Source organism: Hankyongella ginsenosidimutans, assembly GCF_005144965.1.
Lineage (GTDB): Bacteria > Pseudomonadota > Alphaproteobacteria > Sphingomonadales > Sphingomonadaceae > Hankyongella > Hankyongella ginsenosidimutans.
Map to the genome: position 1 here is coordinate 2,506,080 of NZ_CP039704.1, position 20,210 is coordinate 2,526,289.

The 20,210-nt window shown below is 64.9% G+C and carries 21 protein-coding genes and 7 pseudogenes; 14 read left to right on the forward strand and 14 right to left on the reverse strand.

From position 1 onward, the window contains the following. Positions 1 to 12: 12 nt before the first annotated feature. Both purN and purM read right to left on the reverse strand, forming a co-directional pair. Positions 13 to 654: a phosphoribosylglycinamide formyltransferase gene (gene purN, locus E6W36_RS14750; protein WP_342776688.1), complete on the reverse strand. Its 642-nt coding sequence runs from the start codon at positions 652 to 654 to the stop codon at positions 13 to 15. Beyond that, positions 620 to 1,721: pseudogene (purM, locus tag E6W36_RS14755) on the reverse strand (phosphoribosylformylglycinamidine cyclo-ligase). Before purM ends, purN begins: the two are co-directional and overlap by 35 nt. 275 nt (positions 1,722 to 1,996) lie before the next feature. Here purM and E6W36_RS14760 point away from each other — a divergent pair. Further along, on the forward strand, positions 1,997 to 2,575 hold the full coding sequence (locus E6W36_RS14760) for a hypothetical protein (RefSeq protein WP_222873073.1): 579 nt from the start codon (positions 1,997 to 1,999) through the stop codon (positions 2,573 to 2,575). A 142-nt stretch (positions 2,576 to 2,717) separates the two neighbouring features. On the opposite strand, the gene E6W36_RS14765 is transcribed toward E6W36_RS14760, so the two are convergent. Then, positions 2,718 to 2,957: a hypothetical protein gene (locus tag E6W36_RS14765; protein WP_222873074.1), complete on the reverse strand. Its 240-nt coding sequence runs from the start codon at positions 2,955 to 2,957 to the stop codon at positions 2,718 to 2,720. 48 nt (positions 2,958 to 3,005) lie between these two features. Between E6W36_RS14765 and E6W36_RS14770 the strand changes: the two genes are divergently transcribed. From E6W36_RS14770 to E6W36_RS21010, 6 genes and pseudogenes are all read left to right on the forward strand, one after another. Continuing rightward, complete coding sequence (locus tag E6W36_RS14770; RefSeq protein ID WP_222873075.1) at positions 3,006 to 3,344, forward strand: hypothetical protein; 339 nt, start codon at positions 3,006 to 3,008, stop codon at positions 3,342 to 3,344. Positions 3,345 to 3,346: 2 nt separating this feature from the next. Next, positions 3,347 to 4,030 (forward strand): HdaA/DnaA family protein, encoded by a 684-nt coding sequence (locus E6W36_RS14775; RefSeq protein WP_222873076.1) that lies wholly within the window; start codon positions 3,347 to 3,349, stop codon positions 4,028 to 4,030. Between the two features lie 9 nt (positions 4,031 to 4,039). Next, a pseudogene (locus E6W36_RS14780) lies at positions 4,040 to 6,170 on the forward strand (RNA degradosome polyphosphate kinase); the annotation flags it as partial. 88 nt (positions 6,171 to 6,258) lie between these two features. Further along, positions 6,259 to 6,795 carry a Ppx/GppA phosphatase family protein gene (locus E6W36_RS21005; RefSeq protein WP_222873078.1) on the forward strand — a complete coding sequence of 179 codons (537 nt, stop codon included), beginning with the start codon at positions 6,259 to 6,261 and terminating at the stop codon, positions 6,793 to 6,795. Beyond that, complete coding sequence (locus E6W36_RS14790; RefSeq protein ID WP_222873079.1) at positions 6,756 to 7,658, forward strand: Ppx/GppA phosphatase family protein; 903 nt, start codon at positions 6,756 to 6,758, stop codon at positions 7,656 to 7,658. Before E6W36_RS21005 ends, E6W36_RS14790 begins: the two co-directional genes overlap by 40 nt. Then, complete coding sequence (locus tag E6W36_RS21010; RefSeq protein WP_281277358.1) at positions 7,655 to 7,789, forward strand: hypothetical protein; 135 nt, start codon at positions 7,655 to 7,657, stop codon at positions 7,787 to 7,789. Before E6W36_RS14790 ends, E6W36_RS21010 begins: the two co-directional genes overlap by 4 nt. Here the strand turns inward: E6W36_RS21010 and rnd are convergent. Then, a pseudogene (rnd, locus tag E6W36_RS23710) lies at positions 7,755 to 8,926 on the reverse strand (ribonuclease D). The gene E6W36_RS21010 and the pseudogene rnd overlap by 35 nt on opposite strands. A gap of 244 nt (positions 8,927 to 9,170) precedes the next feature. On the opposite strand from rnd, the pseudogene aspS reads away from it, so the two are divergent. The 3 genes and pseudogenes from aspS (at position 9,171) to E6W36_RS14805 (ending at position 11,755) form a co-directional block, all read left to right on the forward strand. Further along, a pseudogene (aspS, locus tag E6W36_RS14800) lies at positions 9,171 to 10,996 on the forward strand (aspartate--tRNA ligase). Between the two features lie 15 nt (positions 10,997 to 11,011). Next, a complete protein-coding gene (locus tag E6W36_RS21015) occupies positions 11,012 to 11,137 on the forward strand; it encodes a hypothetical protein (protein WP_281277359.1) in 126 nt (41 codons plus the stop codon). Positions 11,138 to 11,254: 117 nt separating this feature from the next. After that, positions 11,255 to 11,755, forward strand: a complete 501-nt coding sequence (locus tag E6W36_RS14805; protein WP_222873080.1) for a GNAT family N-acetyltransferase — start codon at positions 11,255 to 11,257, stop codon at positions 11,753 to 11,755. Between the two features lie 214 nt (positions 11,756 to 11,969). Here the strand turns inward: E6W36_RS14805 and E6W36_RS19565 are convergent. Then, a pseudogene (locus E6W36_RS19565) lies at positions 11,970 to 12,178 on the reverse strand (methyl-accepting chemotaxis protein); the annotation flags it as partial. 224 nt (positions 12,179 to 12,402) lie between these two features. Here E6W36_RS19565 and E6W36_RS14815 point away from each other — a divergent pair. After that, positions 12,403 to 12,600 (forward strand): hypothetical protein, encoded by a 198-nt coding sequence (locus E6W36_RS14815; RefSeq protein ID WP_222873081.1) that lies wholly within the window; start codon positions 12,403 to 12,405, stop codon positions 12,598 to 12,600. Between the two features lie 186 nt (positions 12,601 to 12,786). Here E6W36_RS14815 and E6W36_RS14820 read toward each other — a convergent pair whose 3' ends face one another. The 6 genes and pseudogenes from E6W36_RS14820 to E6W36_RS14845 all read right to left on the reverse strand — a co-directional run bounded on the left by E6W36_RS14820 (position 12,787) and on the right by E6W36_RS14845 (position 16,990). Next, entirely contained in the window at positions 12,787 to 13,470 is a 684-nt protein-coding gene (locus E6W36_RS14820; protein ID WP_222873082.1) for a TolC family protein, read from the reverse strand. 145 nt (positions 13,471 to 13,615) lie between these two features. Beyond that, positions 13,616 to 14,143: a TolC family protein gene (locus E6W36_RS14825; RefSeq protein WP_222873083.1), complete on the reverse strand. Its 528-nt coding sequence runs from the start codon at positions 14,141 to 14,143 to the stop codon at positions 13,616 to 13,618. 2 nt (positions 14,144 to 14,145) lie between these two features. Next, the gene (locus E6W36_RS14830; RefSeq protein WP_222873084.1) at positions 14,146 to 15,153 is read right to left on the reverse strand and encodes an HlyD family secretion protein; all 1,008 of its coding nucleotides are present in this window, start codon (positions 15,151 to 15,153) and stop codon (positions 14,146 to 14,148) included. Then, positions 15,137 to 15,850: pseudogene (locus tag E6W36_RS14835) on the reverse strand (ABC transporter ATP-binding protein). Before E6W36_RS14835 ends, E6W36_RS14830 begins: the two are co-directional and overlap by 17 nt. Before the next feature lie 10 nt (positions 15,851 to 15,860). Continuing rightward, positions 15,861 to 16,208, reverse strand: coding sequence for an FtsX-like permease family protein (locus tag E6W36_RS14840; RefSeq protein WP_222873085.1), 348 nt, complete (start codon positions 16,206 to 16,208; stop codon positions 15,861 to 15,863). 80 nt (positions 16,209 to 16,288) lie between these two features. Further along, positions 16,289 to 16,990 (reverse strand): ABC transporter permease, encoded by a 702-nt coding sequence (locus E6W36_RS14845; RefSeq protein ID WP_222873086.1) that lies wholly within the window; start codon positions 16,988 to 16,990, stop codon positions 16,289 to 16,291. A 184-nt stretch (positions 16,991 to 17,174) separates the two neighbouring features. On the opposite strand from E6W36_RS14845, the gene E6W36_RS14850 reads away from it, so the two are divergent. Continuing rightward, positions 17,175 to 17,741: a TetR/AcrR family transcriptional regulator gene (locus E6W36_RS14850; protein ID WP_281277555.1), complete on the forward strand. Its 567-nt coding sequence runs from the start codon at positions 17,175 to 17,177 to the stop codon at positions 17,739 to 17,741. A 221-nt stretch (positions 17,742 to 17,962) separates the two neighbouring features. Here the strand turns inward: E6W36_RS14850 and E6W36_RS23715 are convergent, their stop codons facing one another. Next, on the reverse strand, positions 17,963 to 18,121 hold the full coding sequence (locus tag E6W36_RS23715) for a helix-turn-helix domain-containing protein (protein ID WP_222873088.1): 159 nt from the start codon (positions 18,119 to 18,121) through the stop codon (positions 17,963 to 17,965). Then, the gene (locus E6W36_RS14860) at positions 18,058 to 18,537 is read right to left on the reverse strand and encodes a Crp/Fnr family transcriptional regulator (RefSeq protein WP_222873089.1); all 480 of its coding nucleotides are present in this window, start codon (positions 18,535 to 18,537) and stop codon (positions 18,058 to 18,060) included. Before E6W36_RS14860 ends, E6W36_RS23715 begins: the two co-directional genes overlap by 64 nt. A 271-nt stretch (positions 18,538 to 18,808) precedes the next feature. Between E6W36_RS14860 and E6W36_RS14865 the strand changes: the two genes are divergently transcribed. Continuing rightward, entirely contained in the window at positions 18,809 to 19,030 is a 222-nt protein-coding gene (locus E6W36_RS14865; RefSeq protein WP_222873090.1) for a hypothetical protein, read from the forward strand. Positions 19,031 to 19,361: 331 nt separating this feature from the next. Further along, positions 19,362 to 19,550 (forward strand): hypothetical protein, encoded by a 189-nt coding sequence (locus E6W36_RS19570; RefSeq protein ID WP_246047775.1) that lies wholly within the window; start codon positions 19,362 to 19,364, stop codon positions 19,548 to 19,550. 49 nt (positions 19,551 to 19,599) lie between these two features. Here the strand turns inward: E6W36_RS19570 and E6W36_RS23720 are convergent. Further along, positions 19,600 to 20,097 (reverse strand): annotated as a pseudogene (locus tag E6W36_RS23720) (radical SAM protein); the annotation flags it as partial. Between the last annotated feature and the right edge of the window lie 113 nt (positions 20,098 to 20,210).

Genomic DNA, 20,210 nt, shown 5'->3' on the forward strand with positions numbered 1-20,210 from the left:
CCGGGGGACCGCCTACACCGCCAGCCCCAGGACCCGGCGGCCTTGGATGCGCCAGCCGTCCTGCGCAAGCGCACGTACGCACGCCGGGTACAGCCGGTGCTCCTCGGCAAGGACGCGTGCGGCCAGGCTGTCCGCCGTATCGTCATCCAGCACGGGCACGACCGCCTGAGCGAGGATCGGGCCGTCGTCAAGCTCCGGCGTGACGAAATGCACGCTGCAACCGTGAAACCGGACGCCGGCCTCAAGGGCCCGTGCGTGGGTGTCCAGCCCCTTGAATGAAGGTAGCAGCGAGGGGTGAATGTTGATCATCGCCTGCGGCCAGCCGGCAATGAAGCGTGCGCCGAGGATGCGCATGAACCCCGCCAGGCAGACCAGCGTGACGTCATGACGGCGCAGGCTGGCATCCATCGCCGCCTCGAAGGCGTCGCGATCCGGATAGTCCTTGCGCTTGAAAGTCTCGACCGGGATGCCTGCAGCGCGCGGACGCTGCAACCCCGGTGCATCGGCCTTGTCGGAGAGCACACAGGCGATGCGGACCGTCGGATCGCCGGCGAATGCGTCCATCAGTGCCTGCAGGTTGCTGCCACGCCCCGAGATCAGGACCCCGAGCCGCATCGGATCAGCCGGCATGCGCGGCATCCCACACGTCCGCATAGCCCCAGACGCCAGCCGCACCGCTGACCCGGCATTCCGCGAGGTCCGGCAGGCCTTCTTCAAGCGTGCCGATGCGATAGACGGTCTCGCCCGCCGCGTGCAGCGCCTCGGCGACGGCAGTTGCTTCGTCTGCGGCCACCACCACCACCATGCCGATGCCGCAGTTGAGCGTGCGCACCAGCTCCTGCGGCGGCAGCCGGGCCGCGTCGCGTGCCCAGGCGAATACCGGGGCAGAGACCAGGTGCCGGCGTCGATGCGGGCGGCGACACCATCCGGCAGCACGCGCGGCACATTCTCGGTCAGGCCACCACCCGTGATGTGCGCGAGCGCCTTGATATGCCCGGCGCGAATGAGCGGCAGCAGGCTTGCGACATAGATGCGCGTCGGCGTCAGCAGGGCATCGCCCAGAGTGCAAGCAGGATCGAAAGGCGCGGGGCTGGCGACGCTCAGACCTTCGGCGGCCATGATCCGGCGCACCAGCGAAAAGCCGTTGGAATGCACCCCGGACGACGCAAGCCCGAGCAGGACCTGCCCTGGCTTGACGGCATCGCGCTTCAGGTGCTGGCCGCGCTCCACCGCGCCGACCGCAAAGCCGGCAAGATCGAAGTCGCCAGCGGCATAGACCCCCGGCATCTCGGCGGTCTCGCCGCCGATCAGCGCGCACCCGGCCTGGCGGCACCCTTCGGCTATACCGGCAACGATGTCCGCGCCCATTGTCGGATCCAGCTTGCCGGTCGCGAAATAGTCCAGGAAGAACAAAGGCTCGGCACCTTGCACGATCAGGTCGTTCACGCTCATGGCGACCAGGTCGATGCCGACGCCGCGCACATTGCCGGCCTCCGCCGCCAGCTTGACCTTGGTGCCAACGCCGTCGGTGCAGGCGACGAGCACCGGGTCGGTGTAGCCCGCAGCGCGCAGATCGAAAAGGCGCCGAAGCCGCCCAGCGACACGTCAGCGCCCGGCCGGCGCGTCGCCGCTGCGACCGGGGCGATGGCGCGCACCAGTGCATTGCCGGCATCGATCGAGACGCCGGCATCGGCGTAAGTGATGGGTTTGGTGTCGGACATTGGGAATTTTCTCCGCTGACGCGCTGGCAGTGCGGCGCGACAAGCCCATTGGCAGCTCGTGTCGTGGAATCGAAGCACGCTCTATAATGATATCGGGCTCTGATGCGAACTTCGATTCTAAAAACGACATTGGAAACAGTGTCTTGCTCGTATCCTTTTCGAGTCCTAACTCCAACCGGCCCTGATATTGGGTGTAACGGATTTCAGATTCGGGACACTCGTGCGCACTCTATGCTATCGCGGATCGCGTGAACTCAACAGGAACATCGATGCTCATGAAATTCTGGCCCGCGCTTGCGGGCTTGGCGCTCCTGGCGGTCGGGGTCGGCGCCGTGGCGCAGGAGGCGGCGGCGCCGGCGCGCAACGTCGCCATTGCCGCTCCTGAGACAGCGGACACCTACCGGATCGCCGGCGTCATGGTGGACGTGAAGGCGGCAAGCGGCGACCTGGCGCGCAGTGCGGGTTTCACCGAGGCGCAGCGCAAGGCCTGGCCGCTGCTGTGGGCGCGCCAGAGCGGCGGCGCACCCGGCGAGGCCCCGGGGCTCGGCGACGGCGTGCTGAACACCCTGGTGCGCGGAATCGACATCGAACAGGAATATCAGGTCAGCAACCGTTACGTCGCCCGGCTGGCGGTGGCGTTCAACCCGCAGAAGGCCGCCCGCTATTTCGGCACGGTTGATGGCGCCAAGCGCTCGGCGCCGACGCTGCTGCTGACCATGCTTGAGGATGGCGGCACGGTGCTCGGCGACACGCAGGAAAGTCCCTGGTATCGCGCCTGGGTGCGTTTCGGCTCAAGCGCCAGTCTTGGCAATTATGTGCGCCCGCCCGGCGATCTGACCGATCGATTCTGCTGAACGGGCATCGCGCGCTGCGCGGGCAGCCCGAGTTGCTGCAGAAAATCCTCATTCGCTATCAGGCGGCGGACCTTGTGGTCATGCGCGCGCATCTCAGCCGTCGCTTTCCCGGCGGGCCGGTCGATGGCGAATTCACGAGCTATCATGGCCTCAGCGCGACGCCGCTTGCGCGGTTCACCTTGAGCGCCGCTGATCCGAGTCGGCTGGAGAATATGCTGGCGGCGGCAGCCGCCCGGTTGGATGGCGCGTTCAGCGAGGCCGTGCGCGCCGGCGACATCACGCCGCCCAAAAGCTTCACGCCGGTCGTGCTGGCGGACGATACCGCACCCAAGCCGTCGCTGCGCGCGCTGGAACTCGCGGAGGGTTTGACCGTGCGCGTCAATACCCCGATGCGCAGGCGCTGGCGGCAATCGAGCGGCGGCTGCGCGCGGTGCGCACCGTCAGCGGCCTGGTGGTGCTCGATCTGTCCCTGGGAGGCAATTCCGGGCTGCGTATCGCCCACGAGGAAAGCCTGGACTGGCTGCGCTACGAGCTTGACCAGGCCGGCCTGCGACTGGTGGAAACGCCGGCGGGTCTGCTGCTGCGCGATCGCCAACCGGGCGACGCGCCGATCGCACGCCCGGAACCGGTGGACGAAACCGTCTCGGAAACCGATGCCCCGCCGGCCCGCGCGCCCGTCAGTCCGGGTGCCGCGCCTGCTGCCGCACCTCCACGGTCACCGGCCAATCTCCTCAGCCCGCCGCGTGCGCCGGCGAACCCGGGCGGTTGACCATGGCGGAACAGTTGCCGCTGCCGTTGCGTTACCAGACCGCACACGGCGTCGGCGATTTCATCGTCTCTGCGGCGAATATCGAGGCGGTCCGCTTTCTCGATCTCTGGCCGGCCTGGCCGCACCACGCGGCGCTGCTCCTCGGGCAGGCGCAATCGGGCAAGAGCCACCTCGGGGCGATTCTCTGCGGCAGGGCAGGTGGGTTGACCCTGCGGCCGGGGCAACTGCACAGCCTGCTGCGTGCGCCGCTGTTGGTGATCGAGGACCTTGATGGCGGCGTCGACCAGGAAGGGTTGTTTCATATGATGAACCGGGCCCAGCAGGACCGGTTTCATCTGCTGTTGCTGGCCCGCGAGGATCCAGCGCGCTGGGGGCTTTCGCTGCCGGATCTGGCCTCGCGCCTGACCGCGACGCCGCGCGTGGCGATCGCGCCGCCGGACGACGCGCTGATCGCGCCGCTGCTGCTGAAGCGTCTTCGCGACCGCGGCTTGACCGCCAACCCCGAGGTGCTCGCCTATCTCGCCAGCCGGTTGCCGCGCACTTATGACGCGTTTGGAGACATCGTCGACAGACTCGACGCCCTGTCGCTGGCCGACCGTGCGAACCTCACCGTTCCGCTTGCCCGGCGCGCTCTTGCGACCCTGGATGCCGAATTAGGCTTTTACCCTGATGGGCCGCAGGGTTAAACAGGCGCCATGACCGAGACGATCGCGCCCTCCACGCCGCGCCGCACCCGCCGCACCGCCGCCCGGCGTAGCGCCGCCGTGTCCGTTGCGATCCCGCCATCGCGTTACAGCAACCGGGAAATCTCCTGGCTGGCGTTCAATTTCCGGGTGCTGGAGGAGGCGCGCAACCAACGCCATCCGCTACTGGAGCGCCTGCGCTTCCTGTCGATATCGGGCAGCAATCTGGATGAGTTCTACATGGTGCGCGTCGCCGGCCTGCGCGGGCAGGTTGACGCCGGCGTGCAGACGATGAGCCCGGACGGGCTGACCCCGACCCAGCAACTCGAACAGGTCGCCCAGCGCGCAGAGGACCTGATGCGCGTGCAGCAGGAAATCTGGGCGGAATTGCTGCCGCAGTTGAACGCCGCCGGAGTGAGGCTGTGCGGCGTCGGGTGCCTGGACGATGCCGCACGCCGCTGGCTTGATGGTTATTTCCTCGAGCAGATTTTCCCTGTGCTGACGCCGCTTGCCATCGACCCGGCGCACCCGTTCCCGTTCCTTCCGAACAAGGGTTTCAGCCTGGTGGTCGCGCTGCGCCGCGAATCGGACAAATCGGTCCTGAACGCGCTGCTGCCGTTGCCGAGCCTGCTGCCGCGCTTCATCCGCGTGCCAGGCGTGGATCTCTGCTATATCAGCCTGGAGGATTGCGTGCGGGCCTATCTGCCGCAGCTTTTCCCCGGATACAAAGTGCTGGGCGACGGTGCGTTTCGCATCATCCGTGACAGCGATATCGAGATCGAGGAGGAGGCAGAGGATCTGGTGCGCTTCTTCGAGTCGGCGCTCAAGCGCCGGCGGCGCGGGCAGGTGATCCGCCTGAAGATCGAGTCGAGCATGCCGGCGGACCTCAAACGCATGGTCGTCCGCGAGCTTGGCGTCGGCGAACGCGACGTGGTCGAGGTTAACGGTATCCTCGGCGTGGCCGAGACCTCGCAACTGATCGGCGACGAGCGGCCGGACCTCAAGTTCGCGCCGTTCAGCCCGCGCTTCCCGGAGCGCATCCGCGAGCACGGCGGCGATTGCTTCGCCGCGATCCGCGCCAAGGACCTGGTGGTTCACCACCCCTATGAAAGCTTCGACGTCGTGCTGGCGTTCCTGAAACAGGCCGCCGCCGATCCGGATGTGGTCGCGATCAAGCAGACGCTGTACCGCGCCGGCAAGAACTCCCCGATCGTGCGCGCGCTGGTGGAGGCGGCGGAGGCCGGCAAGTCGGTGACGGCGGTCGTCGAGCTGAAGGCCCGCTTCGACGAGGAGCAGAACATCCGCTGGGCGGCCGAGCTGGAGCGCGCCGGCGCGCAGGTGGTCTACGGCTTCATCGACCTCAAGACCCACGCCAAGCTGTCGATGGTCGTGCGGCGCGAGGCCGGCGAACTGCGCACCTACTGCCATTTCGGCACCGGCAACTATCACCCGGTCACGGCGCGCATTTACACGGACCTGAGCTACTTCACCGCCGACCCCGTGCTGGCGCGCGATGCTGCCCATGTGTTCAACTATATCACCGGTTACGTCTCGCCGACCCGTCTTGAGTCGCTGTCCATGTCGCCGGGCGGCATCCGCCGCACGCTGACCGAAAAGATCGACCGTGAGATCGCCAACGCGCAGGCCGGCAGGCCGGCGCAGATCTGGGCGAAGCTGAATTCGCTGGTCGACCCCGGCATCATCGACAAGTTGTACGAAGCCAGCCAGGCGGGCGTGGAGATCGATCTGGTCATCCGTGGCATCTGCTGTCTGCGCCCCGGCATCCCCGGTCTGTCGGAGCGGATAAGGGTCAAATCCTGCATCGGTCGTTTTCTGGAGCACGCCCGTATCGTCGCCTTCGCCAATGGCCACGCGCTGCCTTCGCGCCATGCGCTGGTCTACATTTCCTCCGCGGACTGGATGACCCGCAATCTCGATCGTCGGGTCGAGGTGATGGTGCCGATCCACAACGCCACGGTTCATGCGCAGGTGCTCGATCAGGTGATGGTCGCGAACCTGAAAGACACGGCGCAATCCTGGCTCCTGGATGCTGACGGCCAGTATCGGCGGGTGGAAGCCGACCCGGACAAGCAATTCAATCTGCACGATTATTTTATGAACACACTCGTTGTCCGGGCAGGGGCACACGCACAGCCGGACCTTGCGCATCCCCGGCTCGACCCGCCGCATGTCGCCGGGCAGCCGGAGGACGCCACCCTCAACGGCGCGGCATGAGCCGGTTTTTCGGCATAGGGCCCGCCGCAGCACGCGATGCGGCGACCGCGGGTGCGCCGGTTGCGATCATCGATGTCGGCTCCAACTCGGTGCGGATGGTGGTCTATCGCGGCCACGGGCGCATGCCGGCCGTCCTGTTCAACGAAAAGACCATGTGCGCGCTTGGCCTTGGCGTCGCGATCAGCGGCCGCCTTGATCCGGATGCCAGCGAGATGGCGCTGAAGACGCTCAAGCGCTTCGCCCTGCTGGCGCGGGAAATGGGCTGCACGGACGTATCCGCCGTTGCCACCGCCGCGGTGCGGCAGGCGGCTGACGGCCCCAGGTTCATCGAGCGGGTCCGCGAGCGCACCGGTCTGAGGCTGGAGATCATCAGCGGCGAACAGGAAGCGGAATACTCAGCGCTGGGCGTGCTCTCCGGCATTCCATCGGCGGATGGCGTGGCGGGGATCTGGGCGGCGGCTCGCTGGAGCTGGCGCGGGTCTGCAACGGCAGCGTGTTCGAGCGGCTGTCGATCCCCATGGGCTCGTTCGTGACCGGCGCTGCGACCGAGGAGGCCATCCGCGCAAGCCTTGCCAGGGCGTTGAAGCCCTACAGCTGGTTACAGGACGCCCGGGACAAGTCCATCTATGCCGTCGGCGGCACCTGGCGCGCGCTTGCGCACCTCGACATGCACGAGACCAGCCATCCGCTGCCGATCCTGCATCAGTACCGCCTGCCGCCTGACCGCCCGCTCGCCCTGGGGGCGATTGCCTCAAGGCTCGACAAGCGGCGGGTCAAGCTGATCCCGAACGTCAGCGAGCGGCGGGTGGCCGCGATGCCGGGTGCGGCGGTGGCGCTGGATGCCTTGCTGCTGCTCACTGGCGCGCGCGATGTCATCATCAGCGCCCACGGGGTGCGTGAGGGGCTGCTGTTCAGCCGGCTCAGCCCCGAGGAACGGGCGGAGGATCCGCTTCTTGCCGCCTGTCGTCAGGAAGCTGGCGAGGAAAGCCGGTTCCACAGCAACGGCGATCGTCTGATGGACTGGCTCGACCCGGTCTTCGTCGAGGGCGAAGACCCGCTGGACCGTCGCTTGCGCCATGCCGCCTGTCTGCTGTCGGATGTCGCCTGGCGTGGCCACCCGGATTTCCGTGCCGAGCGGGCGCTCGACGCCTCGCTGTACGGCAATTGGGTGGGGATCGACGCCCGCGAACGCATGATGCTGGGGATCGCGCTGTTCGTCTGCTACGGCGGCGCGCCGCCCGTGGCTCTGCTCGACATGGCGGCCAAGCTGTGCACGCCGGACGACCTGCAAATCGCGCGGACCTGGGGCTGGCGCTGCGGCTGGGCCAACGCCTGTGCGGCGGCGCGGTTCAGATGCTGGCGCGCACGGCGCTGCATCGCGATGGCCGCCGTTTGATACTCGAGCTGCCGACCGACTACGTCGATCTGTTCGGCGAAGTGGTCGAGCGGCGGCTGGAGGCATTGGCCGATGCGCTGGAGCTTCAGCCGGGCGTTACGGTTGGGCGGGCTCGGGCTCCAGCCGCGTGAGCTGCGTCTGACCATCGCGCACCGAGAAGGCGAGGCGGCCCTCCACCAGATCCAGCGCATCGCGCCCGAACATCGTGAAACGCCACCCTTCGAGGATCGGCAGGCCGTTGCGCTCGCCAGCCGCCAGCCGCTCCAGCTCGTCCGAGCGGCAGACCAGCTTGGGCGCGACATCGGCCTCGTCGCAGCGGATTTTCAGCAGCAGCTTGAGCAGGTCCGCCACCAGCGCCGCGCGGCTCGAGCGGCCGCGCATCGCCGCGATCCGGCATTTCTTCGCGTGGCAGCGGCTCGGCGGCGTCCAGCACGCGCATGACGGCCGCACCCATCTCGTTCTCGGCCCAGGACGCCGGCACGCCGCGCACTTTTCCCAGCGATGCCTGGTTGCGCGGCGGGGTCAGCGCCAGGTCGGCGAGCGTCTCGTCCTTGAGCAGGCGCCGCGCGGCAGGTTGCGCCGCTGCGCTTCCCGCTCGCGCCAGGCCGCGATGGCCTTCAGCCGCCCCAGCACCTCGAGCTTGCGCGACGGCAGCCGGATGCGCTGCCAAACCGTCTCCGGGTCGATGCTATAGGTCTCGGGGTCGGTGAGGCGGGCCATTTCCTCGTCCAGCCACTCGCCACGATTTTTGCGCCGGAGCTGCTCCAGCATCTTGGGGAATAGGGCGGCCAGGTGGGTGACATCCCCACCGCGTAGCTCAGTTGGCGTGGCTCAAGCGGCCGGCCCCCAGTCCGTGAAGCGCGCACCCTTTTCGATGGAAATGCCGAGCATCTTCTCGACCAGATTCTGATAGGAAATCTGCTCCCCATCCCCATGGCCATGGCAGCGACCTGGGTGTCGAAGGCGGGTGCCGGCAGGCGGCCAGACAGGTTGTAGAAAATCTCGAAATCCTGCCCCGCCGCATGCACCAGCTTCAGCACCGGCTCGTTGTTCAGCAGGTGCAGCAGCGGATCGAGCGACAGACCTTCCGCCTTCGGATCGACGATCGCCGCCTCGTCCAGCGTCGCAAGCTGCACCAGGCAGAGATCGGAATAGTAAGTGTGCTCGCGCATGAACTCGGTGTCGATGGCGACGAAATCGGCTTGCGCGAACCTTTGGCAGAGCGCTGAAAGCGCGGCGGTCGTAGTGATGGGTTCAGGGTCATGCACATGGCATAGCAGGCTCCTGCGCCTTGACAAATGCCGAGCGAGGCTGTGTTGCTCTCGTGTCGTGGAATCGAGGGTCGCCACACCGTGGTATCGGACTCATGCGCGAACTTCGATTCCGAAAACGTCACGAGAAACAATGATTTGCTCGTGTCCATGCCGAATCTGAAATCCTGGCGAGCCTGATATCGGGTGTAACGGATTTCAGGCTCGGGACACGAGCGCCAACCCGAGTTCAGGATTTCCCATGCACGCCTATCGCAGCCATACTTGCTCCGCCTTGCGCGCCGCCGATGTCGGCCAGCCAGTCCGCCTGTCCGGCTGGGTGCATCGCAAGCGCGACCATGGCAACCTGCTGTTCATCGACCTGCGCGATCATTACGGCATCACCCAGATCGTGGTGGATTCCGACTCTGCCGCGTTCGCCGCTGCCGAGCACCTGCGCGCCGAATCGGTCATCCGGGTCGACGGCGTCGTGCTGGCGCGCGCAGAGGCAGCCGTGAATGCGGCGCTGCCGACCGGCGCGATCGAAGTGGCGGCAAAGAAATCGTGCTGCTGTCTGCCGCTGGCGACCTGCCGATGCCGGTGTTCGGCGACACCGAGTACCCTGAGGACATCCGGCTGAAATACCGCTTCCTCGATCTGCGCCGGGAGCGGCTGCACAAGAACATCGTGCTGCGCTCGAACGTGATCGCCAGCCTGCGTCGCCGGATGATCGACCAGGGCTTCATGGAGTTCCAGACGCCGATCCTGACCGCATCCAGCCCGGAAGGCGCGCGCGACTTCCTGGTGCCCAGCCGCATGCATCCGGGCAAGTTTTACGCGCTGCCGCAGGCGCCGCAGATGTTCAAGCAGTTGCTGATGGTCGCGGGCTTCGACCGCTACTTCCAGATTGCGCCGTGCTTTCGCGACGAGGACGCCCGCGCCGACCGCTCGCCCGGCGAATTCTACCAGCTCGATTTCGAAATGAGCTTCGTGACGCAGGAAGACGTGTTCGCCGCCATCGAGCCGGTGCTGCACGGCGTGTTCGAGGAATTCGGCCAGGGGCGCACCGTCACGCCCTATCCGTTCCCGCGCATCGCCTATCGCGAGTCGATGCTGAAGTACGGTTCCGACAAGCCGGACCTGCGTAACCCGCTGGTCATCACGGACGTCACCGATATCTTCCGTGGCTCGGGCTTCGGGATTTTCGCGCGCATGATCGAAGGGGCGCCGTGGTGCGCGCTGTCCCAGCGCCGGGGGCAGGGGCACGGCCGCGCAGCTTCTTCGACGGCATGAACGACTGGGCGCGCGCCGAGGGCTGGGCCGGGCTCGGCTACATCAACTTCAAGGGTGGTGAGCCCGGCGGGCCGATCGCCAGAATCTGGGCGAGGCGAAGGTCGCCGAACTGGTGGCAGCGCTCGGGCTCGGGCCGGACGACGGTGTGTTCTTCGCCTGCGACAAGGAAGAAAAGGCCGCCAAGCTCGCCGGCCAGGCGCGCACCAAGGTCGGTCAGGACCTGGACCTGATCGAGCAGGGCGCCTTCCGCTTCTGCTGGATCGTCGACTTTCCGATGTTCGAGTATGACGAGCTGGAAAGAAGGTGGTGTTCTCGCACAACCCGTTCTCGATGCCGCAGGGCGAGATGGAGGCGCTGGAAACCCGGGATCCGCTCGACATCCTCGCCTATCAGTACGACATCGTCTGCAACGGCGTGGAGCTGTCGTCCGGCGCGATCCGCAACCACCGGCCCGAGATCATGTACAAGGCGTTCGAGATCGCCGGCTACGGCCCGGAGGTCGTCGACGCCAAGTTCGGTGGCATGATCAACGCCTTCAAGATGGGCGCACCGCCGCACGGCGGCTCGGCACCGGGCGTCGACCGCATCGTCATGCTGCTGGCGGACGAACCGAACATCCGCGAGGTCATCGTGTTCCCGATGAACCAGAAGGCGGAAGACCTGATGATGGGTGCGCCGTCCGAAGTGACGCTGAAGCAGTTGCGCGAACTCTCGATCCGGGTCGTGAAACCGGGTAGCGCTAAGCGCGGCGAGCTGCGGTTGACAGTTCGATCCGCTTGGCCCCTGATGCCTTGAAAATCAGGAGGTTCTATGCGGATCGTCGTCTTGCTGCTGCTTGCGCTTCTGCAGGTGTCGCCAGCGCACGCCGGGATGACGGCGCTCATTGTCTACAAGCAGGATGGGCAAGCCGTCGAGGCGGCGCTGGCGTCCCGATAAACGCAGGCGCAAAGGTCTATTTTGCAATTTTCCCTGTCGCCAAGGGCGAGAATTCGCGTTAGCCTCACCGATATGAGGGAAGCAGCACTAAAGATCGAAAACGGTGCCCCGCGTGTCATGAGCACGGCACGGCTGTATGGCATCCGCATGTCGTCGCTCGATTTTCCGGATATGTGGGAGTTGAACGACGATCCGTCGGTTGCGGCCTCCATCTCGCCGACCGGTGTCCCGCTGCCCGAGGCCGACCAGCAGCGGGCGCTTGAACGCCACATTGCCCATTGGGAGCAGCATGGTTTCGGGCTTTATGTGCTGCACCGGGTGAAGGATGGTGCGGTCATCGGCTATTGCGGATTGATTTCGCGGCTGATCGATGGCGAACCGGAGACGGACGTCGCCTATGCCTTGAAGCCGGCCTATTGGGGGCATGGCTATGGCACAGAGGCGGCGCGCAAGGTCGTCGACGTCGCCTTCCGGTCCCTGCACCTGCCAAACGTCGTCTGTCTGGTGCAACCGGCCAACAAGGCGTCCCGTCATGTTGCGGACAAATGCGGCTTCCAGTTCGAAAAGCACGTCGATCACGCCGGCCTGCCGCACCTGTTTTACCGCCTGCATGCATAAGGCTTGCGGCATCCCGCAGAATTGAATCTGAAAAACGCCCGGCCGACTACAAAGCAGCGTCATTCCGGCGAGCGCCGGAATGACGACAGATATGAGTTTTCAGCAGCCCGTCAGGCTGCCATGGGCGTTTGCGTGCGGGCGATCTGTTCGACGGCGTCCACCCCGGCGCGGCCAAGCTGGTCGAGCTTGTTGGTCATCTCCATCAGCGCCTTCAGAGTCGCGGCGATTTCGCCAGTCGCGGACGAGGTCTGGCCTGCCAACGCCTTCACTTCGCCGGCGACGACCGCGAAGCCGCGGCCGGCGTCGCCCGCGCGCGGCCTCGATGGTGGCGTTGAGCGCCAGCAGGTTGGTCTGGCTGGCGATGGCATCGATCTGCTTGGAAATCTTCTCAACCTTGGACAGCTCTGTCAGCAGGCTGGTTAGCTCGTTGGCGATCTGGCCCATGGTTTCACGCGCTTTTCCAATAGCTTGATCTTGATGCATCGTATGTCTCCAACTCGGCGGCAACGGATTAATCGGGACCTAAAGGATCCCTGTGGTCGTCTTCTTTCTGGCGGTGTCGCGGTTAATTCCGCGTAAAACACCAGCAGGGCGCTGACGATTTTCCGGGGATTGAGCGGTCGGTTTTCACAGGCTAAAACGCTGCCATGAGTGAAACCTTGGAATGGGCGCTTGGGCTGGGCATACTGTTCGCCTTCGCCGCGTTCGCGCTGGGCGGCAACATGCTGATGCGCGGGCAGGACAAGCGTCGTGCCTGGCTGCTGATCCTGGTCGGGCTGGTGTTGTGCTGGAATCTTTACAATTTCAGCGGTATCGCCAACCTGTTGGCAAATGCAGAGCCGTAAAGTGCCAGCGCCTGCCACCCCACACCAAACCGACTCTCAAAACATGGGGAGCGACCGTCTGTGAAGATCATCCTGCAATCGCTGTTTCTGGCGGTCGCCATCATGGTAGTGGTGATGGGAACGGCGCATGTGCTGGTGCCGCAATTCAACTACAACAGCCAGAGCAAGGCCCCGGAATAGAGGTCGTCACACGCCGCGCCCCATCGCCGTGTTGAGGGCGATCAGCGCGTTGCCAGTGCGTGCCTGGGCCGAGGCCAGCCGGCTTTGCGCATCGAGTAGGCCCTGTTCTGCAGTCAGGACGTTCAGGAGTGGCGACAAGCCGGCAGTGTAGCGCGAACGCGCCAGTGCTGTTTCCTGCGCCGCCGCAGCGACCGCCTTGGCCAGCGTTTCGGATTCGCCCTGCGCGGCGCCCAGCTCGTTCAGCGCGCGCTCGACTTCCGATAGCGCGTCGACCACCGCCTGAGCATAGGTCTCCGCCGCGATCGCCTGCTGCGCCTTAGCGGCATTTATCGCTGCGCGGGTTCGGCCGAAATTGAACAACGGCGCTGTGAATTCCGCCGCAGCCGAACGCACCAGGCCCGGCCCGGCGAACAGGCTCTCGGGCGCGTAGGTCTGGGCACCGACAATCCCCGACAGCGACAGCTTGGGCCAGCGGTCGCGCTGGGCCGCCGTCACTGTGTACCCCGTCGCTGCCAGGCGCAGTTCAGCGGCTTTCAAGTCCGGACGGCTGGCGACAACGGTCAGCGGCGCGCTGAGCGTCGGTGCTGCGGCTCCCAACGGAATCGGTATCTGGCTCGATAAGAGGTCGGACAGTCCGCCGGGATTGAGTCCGAGCAGCGCCTCCAGCGCCAGCGCGGAGCTGCGCGCCACGCCCTTGTAGGATGGGACCAGCGCCTTGGCGCGCGCCAGTGCGGCGTCGGCCTGCGCGGGGTCGAGGCCGCTGGCCAGTCCGGCTTTTCGCGGCTTTTCGCCAAATCGAGGGCGGCCGACAGCGAATCGACGGTGCCCTGTGCAATCACAGCCTGATGCTCGGCTTCCGCCCAGGCGATATAGAGCCGAGCCGCGGCGGCGCGTGCGGAGAGCCTGGCGCCTCCAGGTCAGCACCTGCCGCCTTGGCGTCCGAAAGCGCCGCCAGACGTCGCGCACGACCGGCACCGGAGAGGTCGACATCCCAGAGCAGATTGAGCGCGGCACGGCCATTGTAGTTGCGGGTGGCGCGGTCGCCCTGCTGGCCGTAGCCAGCGCTGCCGCCGTAGGTGAACAGCGGCAGCAGGTCAGCGCGCGCGCGCGCCAGCGCCGCTTCCGCCGAATCGAGGCGCGCCTCGGCGATCCGGACGCTGCTGACGTTGCCTGCGCGCTCCACTACCCTTTGAAAGGCAGGGTCCGCAAAGTCGTGCCACCATGCGCCGTCGGCAGTCGATGCCGGCGCATCGGGCGCGCGCTGGGTCCAGCCGGCGGGGGCGTGAACGGCGGGCGACGGTGGCGCCTCGACGGCGCAGGCCGCCAAGGCGGTCGAGAGGAGGGCGAGGGTGAACGCGCGCATGGCTATTTATTCTCCGAAGTCTGGAGCGGCGCACTGTCGATGAACACGTCCATGCGCTGGCCGGCAAAGGCGGGATAGGCTTTCGGGTCGAACCAGAACAACGCCTCGATCACCCGGGTGTCGACCCGTTCGCCACCGCCCGCCAGGGTGCGCTTGTTCTGTGCTTCCGGCTCGAAACGTACAAAGCCCAAGGGGATACGCTTGTTTGTTGTCGCACCGCGGAAGCTGCCTTCGGCCCTCGCCCCGGTGTGTACGCGGCCGATGTCTTCCTCTGCAATCTCGACGCGGACGTGCAGCCGTTCGTCGGACCCGATGGTCAGCAAGGGTTCTGCCTGCGGTCCAGCAGCGGCGAACTCGCCCGGCCGCACGTTGACACGCCAGACCCGCCCGGCGATCGGTGCCGTGACCGTCAGGCGATCGAGGTCGGTCTCGATTTGGCTCAACCTGGCTTTCGCAGCGGCCAGATCGGCTTCAGCGACCTGAACCTGCGCCCGCGCCTGCTTGACCGCGACCGCCGCGCGCTGGCTGGCGAACCGCTGGCGATCGGTTTCGTCCGTCGAGACGGCGCGCTGATCCTGAACGGCCGCGTAAAGCTTCAGCCGCGTGGCCTGGTCGGCGGCGGTGATCTCGGCGGCGGCGAGCCCTGCACGCGCTGCCGTCACCTGTGCCTCCGCCGCTTTGACGTCGGCTGCCGCTGTCTCGCGCGCGGCGCGCTGCGCCCGTGCATCCTGCCGGAACAGCGGCGCTCCCTTGGTGACATGGGCCCCGGCCTGCACCAGCACGTCGCGCACGACGCCCGGCAATTCCGGCGCGACGGCGATCAGCTCGCTGCTCGGCTCGACAATCCCAACCGCCCCGACCATGCCGTCGCGGGAGGCATGCGCGGGCGGCAGCGGCGGCACGGCGGCCTTAGGTGCCGGCTCGATGACGGAAACTGCGGCGAAGGCGAACATGGCCAGCGCGATCGCCGGCAAGACCCAGCCGCGCAGGCGCTTAAGCAACGGTTTCATGGGTTCTCACTCCTGATTGTGCGCGGTCGTCGGACAGGATGCGGCCGTCCTCCATCGAGATCAGACGGTCCGCCAGGTCGAAGATACGGTTGTCATGGGTGACGACGAGAACCGCACGCTTGGCGTCGCTTGAGGCCGCACGCAGCAACTCCATCACCGTGTGCCCGGTCGCCGCATCGAGCGCTGCTGTCGGTTCATCGCAGACGACCAGTGCCGGTGCGTGCACCAGCGCCCGGGCGATCGCCACCCGCTGCTGCTGCCCGCCGGAGAGCTGGCGTGGAAGCTTGTGCAGATGGTCCTTCATGCCCAGTTGTTCGAGCAATGGCGCAGCCCTGCGCGCTGCCTCCTCGAGTGATGCGCCGCCGGCAACCAGGGAATGGCGGCGTTTTCGGCGACCGTGAGACTGGGCAGCAGGTTATACTGCTGGAAGATGAATCCGATGGCGTGACGACGAAAGCGAACCAGGTCCGCGTCGCGCATCCGGGTCAGGCTCGCCCAGAACCCGGATATCGCCGGATGTCGGCCGCAGGATGCCGGACAGGATCGAAAGCAGCGTGGTCTTGCCGCAGCCGGAAGGGCCGACCAGCATGGTCAGTTCGCCCAGCTCCAGCGCCAGATCGATGCCGTGCAGCACGCGCACCATCCGCTCGCCGGCTGGAAATTCCATAATAATTTTATCGGTTTCCGCTGCGAACATAGCCTAGCCTCTAAACACGATGGCAGGGTCGACCACGAACACCCGGCGCACGCTGGCGATGCAGGAAAGCGCAAGAATCACGGCGACGACAACACCGGTGCCGACCATGACCTGCCAGGGCAGGCCGAACGCCTCCAGCGCCGGCAGATGGCTGGTGGCGGCGAAAAGGCCGCGCAGCCACCAATCCCAGGCCATAGCCGATGGCGCCGACAATTCCGGCCTGCACCAGCACCATGCGCAGGATCTGCGTGTTGGTGGTGCCGATCGCCTTGAGCGCGCCGAACTGGCGGATATTCTCGACCACGAACAGATAGAAGGTCTGCGCCGTGATCGCAGCGCCGACGATAAATCCCAGCATGACTGTAATCGAGAAATTCACTGGGATTCCCGTGCGTTGCAGATAATAGTTTATACTGCGCCACATGAACTGGCGGGCGGTCAGCGCCTGCAGGCCGGTCTCCTGTGCGATGCGTTGCGCCAGCGCCTCCGGCGCAATGCCGGGGCCGCCTTGACCAGCACGAACGACATCTTCTTGCGCTGCGGTGGGGTGATGCGCACCACGTCCGAATACTTCATGTAGGCGATTGGGAAGGTGATGAACGGCGGGGACACATCGGCAACACCGGTTATGACGACGCGGTGATCGTTGATCTCGGCGCTGCGGCCGACCGGCACATCCTGCCCGGGCCAGATGAAGTTGGCACCCTGAACATCGAAGACGATGGCATCCGGCTGCCGCAGGCTCTCGACCGAGCCTTTCAACCATGTTTTCGGTGCGCCGACCAGCGAACTGTCGTCGACGCCAACCAGGTTGATCTGGTTCAGCAGCCCGGTCGGCGTGCGCAGAATCACCAGGCCTTTGTAGAGCGGTGCCGCCCAGCGCACGCCCGGAACGCCGCGCACACGATAGAGTTCGGTATCGCGCAGGGGTTCGACCTCGTCCACGTAACTGACCCGCGGGTCCATCACCCAGATGTCGGTCTCGCGCACGTCGAGCACCTGATTGGCGGTGCGCTTCATGATGTTGATGAAAATCGAAACCTGCTGCGACATCATCAACGTCGCAAAGGCGATACCGAAGATCAGGCCGAAATATTTCGCCCGATCGCCGGTGAGCATACGAATGGCGACCTTTAGCATCGCCTACCCCTCGAACAGCTTGCCGCTTGCCGTGAAGACGGATAAAATGAAACTGGTGAGTTCAATAACTCCACGCGACGCATTTGTAAACTAGGAAGTTTTATAAATATGGCCGACGTCGAAGTAGCGGCGCGCCCTCCCGCCAAGCGCGGGCCCCGTCGATCCTGGAAAGCGGGCGGCGATCATCGATGCCGCGGGCTGCGCCTTCATCACGGACGGGTTCGCCGGTGCGACGATGGACCAGATCGCTGCACTCGCCGGGGTCTCGAAGCTCACCCTCTATCGCCACTTCGGTTCGAAGGAGGAGCTGTTTGGCGCTGCGCTGAAGACCAAGTGCGATGAATTGATGGATCCTGAAACTTTGGATCAGGCGCGCGCCCTGCCGCTGCGCGATGGCCTGGTCAATGTCGCACGCGCGTTCCTGAACCTCATTATCGCGCCGGAATGCATCGCAATTCACCGCGTTCTCTGCGTTGAGGCCGAGAGAAACCCGGGCCTTGCCAAGCTGTTTTTCCAGAACGCCATTCTGTACACCAAGGCGAAGGTAATCGCCTTCCTGACCCATTATGTGGACCGGGGCGAGCTGCGGATCGCGGACATCGAAATGGCTGCGTGGGACCTGCTGTCCCTGGTGAAAACCCGGCCGCACATGAGCGTCCTACTCGGGATCCAGCAAGTTGCTCCGGCGGACATTGATCGCCACGTCGCGCACTGCGTCGATCTGGTGCTGGTGGCCTGGCGCGCGGCCTAGCAGGCTGCTGAAAAGTGGAAAAATACAGACTCATCTCGTCATTCCGGCGAAGGCCGGAATCCATGGGAGCATATATATGCAACGAATATAAGGCGTTAGCCATGGACCCCGGCCTCCGCTGGGGTGACGACTGTGAGTATGCAGTGCGGGAAATCACTTTTCAGCAACCTGCTAGAGCGATTTCTTAATCGTCAGATGATGCCATCTGACTGGAAATCGCTCTAATTCATCCCGATTGACTTCAGGCGGCTGCGATCCACGATGCTGAACTCAGTGCGGCTGAGTTCATCCACCAGGCCGTCGTCTTTCAACTGTTTCACCGTCCTGCTGAGCGTCTCCAGGCGAATGGCCAGATAATCCGCGATGTCCTGACGCGACATCGGTACGGCGAAATGACTGCCCCTAACGGCGTCCTGCGGCTGAGCATGGTGAAAAAGCTCGCGACCCGCTCCATCGCCGTCTTCTGCCCAAGCAGCATCATATGGTCCTGCGCCTTCACCAGCTCGGTATCGGCGCTCTGAATCAGGCGATCCTTGATGCCCGGATGCTCCTCGCTGAGTTGCGCCAGCCCGCTGTGGGAAAACCGGCAAGCGCGGCTGGCGCTCAAGGCTTCGGCGGAAAAGGGCAGGTGCTTGGTGGGCATCAGGCCGACGAAATCGCCGGGAAACAGAAAGCCGGTGATTTGTCGGCGGCCGTCCGCCAGCAGCTTGGTCAGGCGCAGGCAGCCCTCGGTGATGATGTAGAGGCTGTCGTTCGGCTCGCCTTCAACGATGAGCGACTGCTCACGCGCCAGCACGACATGCGTGAGGCGGTTTTCAGCGACTCCAGCTCGTCGCTGTTCAGGTCGGCACAAATCGACTCATCGCGCACCAGGCAGGCGTCACAGACCGGGTCGTGCAACTTGCCATGTCCGCACAGCGGGGAATCGCGTAAGATTGACAAAGACAGCTCCACGCCCAGTCGCGCATTTGAGGATAAGCGTTCGCTCGCGTGCAGGCAATACGCCTTTGCGTTTACACGGCTGCGCTGAATTGTCCGACGCCCGTCGTACTGCGCGCGTCGAATGCGTGGGCGACAAGGCGCGACAATTTGCGCGCTTCGGGGCGAATGGCCACATGGCGGCTGCGGTCCTGAATGATTTCCGCATCGAACAGGGGCGCGAGCGCGGCGAAGGAGCGGGCCAGCCGATCAATCGGCACGCCATATTCCTCGCAGCGGGCGCTGATATCGCAGGAAAACCGGCACAGCAGATCGTGAATAATACTGCGGCGCAGACGATCTTCGCGTGACAGCAGGACGCCGCGAGAAACGCTTGCCCCTGGTCAGCACACCCTCCCTGTAGCGGCCGATATGTTTCTCGTTCTGTGTATAAGCATCCTCGAACTGGCTGATCGCGGACGCCCCGATCCCGATCAGGCTCGAAGCGGGTCTTCAGTAAATCCTTGAAAATTCCTGTTTAATTTACCTTTCTGGGCGGCAACGGCAATGCGCGATTGAGGGCGGGCGAAATGGTCAAAGCCAATCTCGATATAGCCGGCCCAACAATAGGTCCGACATCTGCTCTGCTAGCGCCAGGCGCATGCCGCCATCTGCGAGCTTCGCTGTGTCGATCATGCGCTGATGCGGCCGCATATGCGGGACGTGGGCGTAACCGAAGACCGCCAGCCGATCCGGGTCCAGCGCGATGACATTCTCGACAGTCCGGGAGACCGTGCCGAGAGTCTGCTCCGGGAGCCCGTAAATGAGATCGAAGCCGATATCGACGATCCCCGCAGTGCGCAGGGCCGGTCACTCTGGCGATATGATTGAGCGGCTGGATGCGGTTGATTTGCCGCTGAACCGTGGCGTCCGTATCCTGCACGCCGAGACTGACGCGCGTCACACCGAGCGCTGCAAGCGCACGGGCCTGCGCCACGTCGGCAAGCCGCGGATCCAGCTCGATGGCGATGCTCACGCCGTCCGTAAGGCCAATGTGTTGCTCAATGGCCTCCAGGATCGAATCCAGTTGCGCGATGGCCAGGAAATTCGGCGTCCCGCCGCCGAAATGCACCGTGACCACCCGGCCATGCCCCGCAAGCTCCCGGCCGATGTGGGCGATTTCCGCCCGTAATGCCTCGACATACCTTTGAACGCGTTCGGCATTGTTGCCGACCGTCATGCTGCAACCGCAATACCAGCACAGTTGCGCACAGAACGGCACATGAATGTACAGCGACAGGGGTTCGTAGAGGCTGACGAGATGCAGCGCCTGCTCGCGGTCGGCATTGCCGACACCGTCATGAAAATCGGCAGCCGTAGGATAACTTGTATACCGCGGCAGCGTTCTGGTCAGGAAAGGCAGCCAGGAGTCTCGCATACCTCAATCTGGACTGTTTTACGCGCGGTGGTTTTGATCCAGGTCAAAAGGATGAAAATACTTATTAAATGTAACCTATAATCAACTATAAATATTTTTGCATTTGCTTTAGA

What these genes read in the sequence shown, in the direction of transcription:
- E6W36_RS14805 (WP_222873080.1), top strand. Translation starts at nt 11,255, where the DNA reads ATGAGCACGGCACGGCTGTATGGCATCCGCATGTCGTCGCTCGATTTT.
- E6W36_RS14775 (WP_222873076.1), top strand. Translation starts at nt 3,347, where the DNA reads ATGGCGGAACAGTTGCCGCTGCCGTTGCGTTACCAGACCGCACACGGC.
- E6W36_RS19570 (WP_246047775.1), top strand. Translation starts at nt 19,362, where the DNA reads ATGCGGCCGCATATGCGGGACGTGGGCGTAACCGAAGACCGCCAGCCG.
- E6W36_RS14760 (WP_222873073.1), top strand. Translation starts at nt 1,997, where the DNA reads ATGAAATTCTGGCCCGCGCTTGCGGGCTTGGCGCTCCTGGCGGTCGGG.
- E6W36_RS23715 (WP_222873088.1), bottom strand. Translation starts at nt 18,121, where the DNA reads ATGTCGCGTCAGGACATCGCGGATTATCTGGCCATTCGCCTGGAGACG.
- E6W36_RS14825 (WP_222873083.1), bottom strand. Translation starts at nt 14,143, where the DNA reads ATGCGCGCGTTCACCCTCGCCCTCCTCTCGACCGCCTTGGCGGCCTGC.
- E6W36_RS14840 (WP_222873085.1), bottom strand. Translation starts at nt 16,208, where the DNA reads ATGCTGGGATTTATCGTCGGCGCTGCGATCACGGCGCAGACCTTCTAT.
- E6W36_RS21015 (WP_281277359.1), top strand. Translation starts at nt 11,012, where the DNA reads ATGCGGATCGTCGTCTTGCTGCTGCTTGCGCTTCTGCAGGTGTCGCCA.
- E6W36_RS14815 (WP_222873081.1), top strand. Translation starts at nt 12,403, where the DNA reads ATGAGTGAAACCTTGGAATGGGCGCTTGGGCTGGGCATACTGTTCGCC.
- purN (WP_342776688.1), bottom strand. Translation starts at nt 654, where the DNA reads ATGCGGACGTGTGGGATGCCGCGCATGCCGGCTGATCCGATGCGGCTC.
- E6W36_RS14830 (WP_222873084.1), bottom strand. Translation starts at nt 15,153, where the DNA reads ATGAAACCGTTGCTTAAGCGCCTGCGCGGCTGGGTCTTGCCGGCGATC.
- E6W36_RS21005 (WP_222873078.1), top strand. Translation starts at nt 6,259, where the DNA reads ATGAGCCGGTTTTTCGGCATAGGGCCCGCCGCAGCACGCGATGCGGCG.
- E6W36_RS14845 (WP_222873086.1), bottom strand. Translation starts at nt 16,990, where the DNA reads ATGCTAAAGGTCGCCATTCGTATGCTCACCGGCGATCGGGCGAAATAT.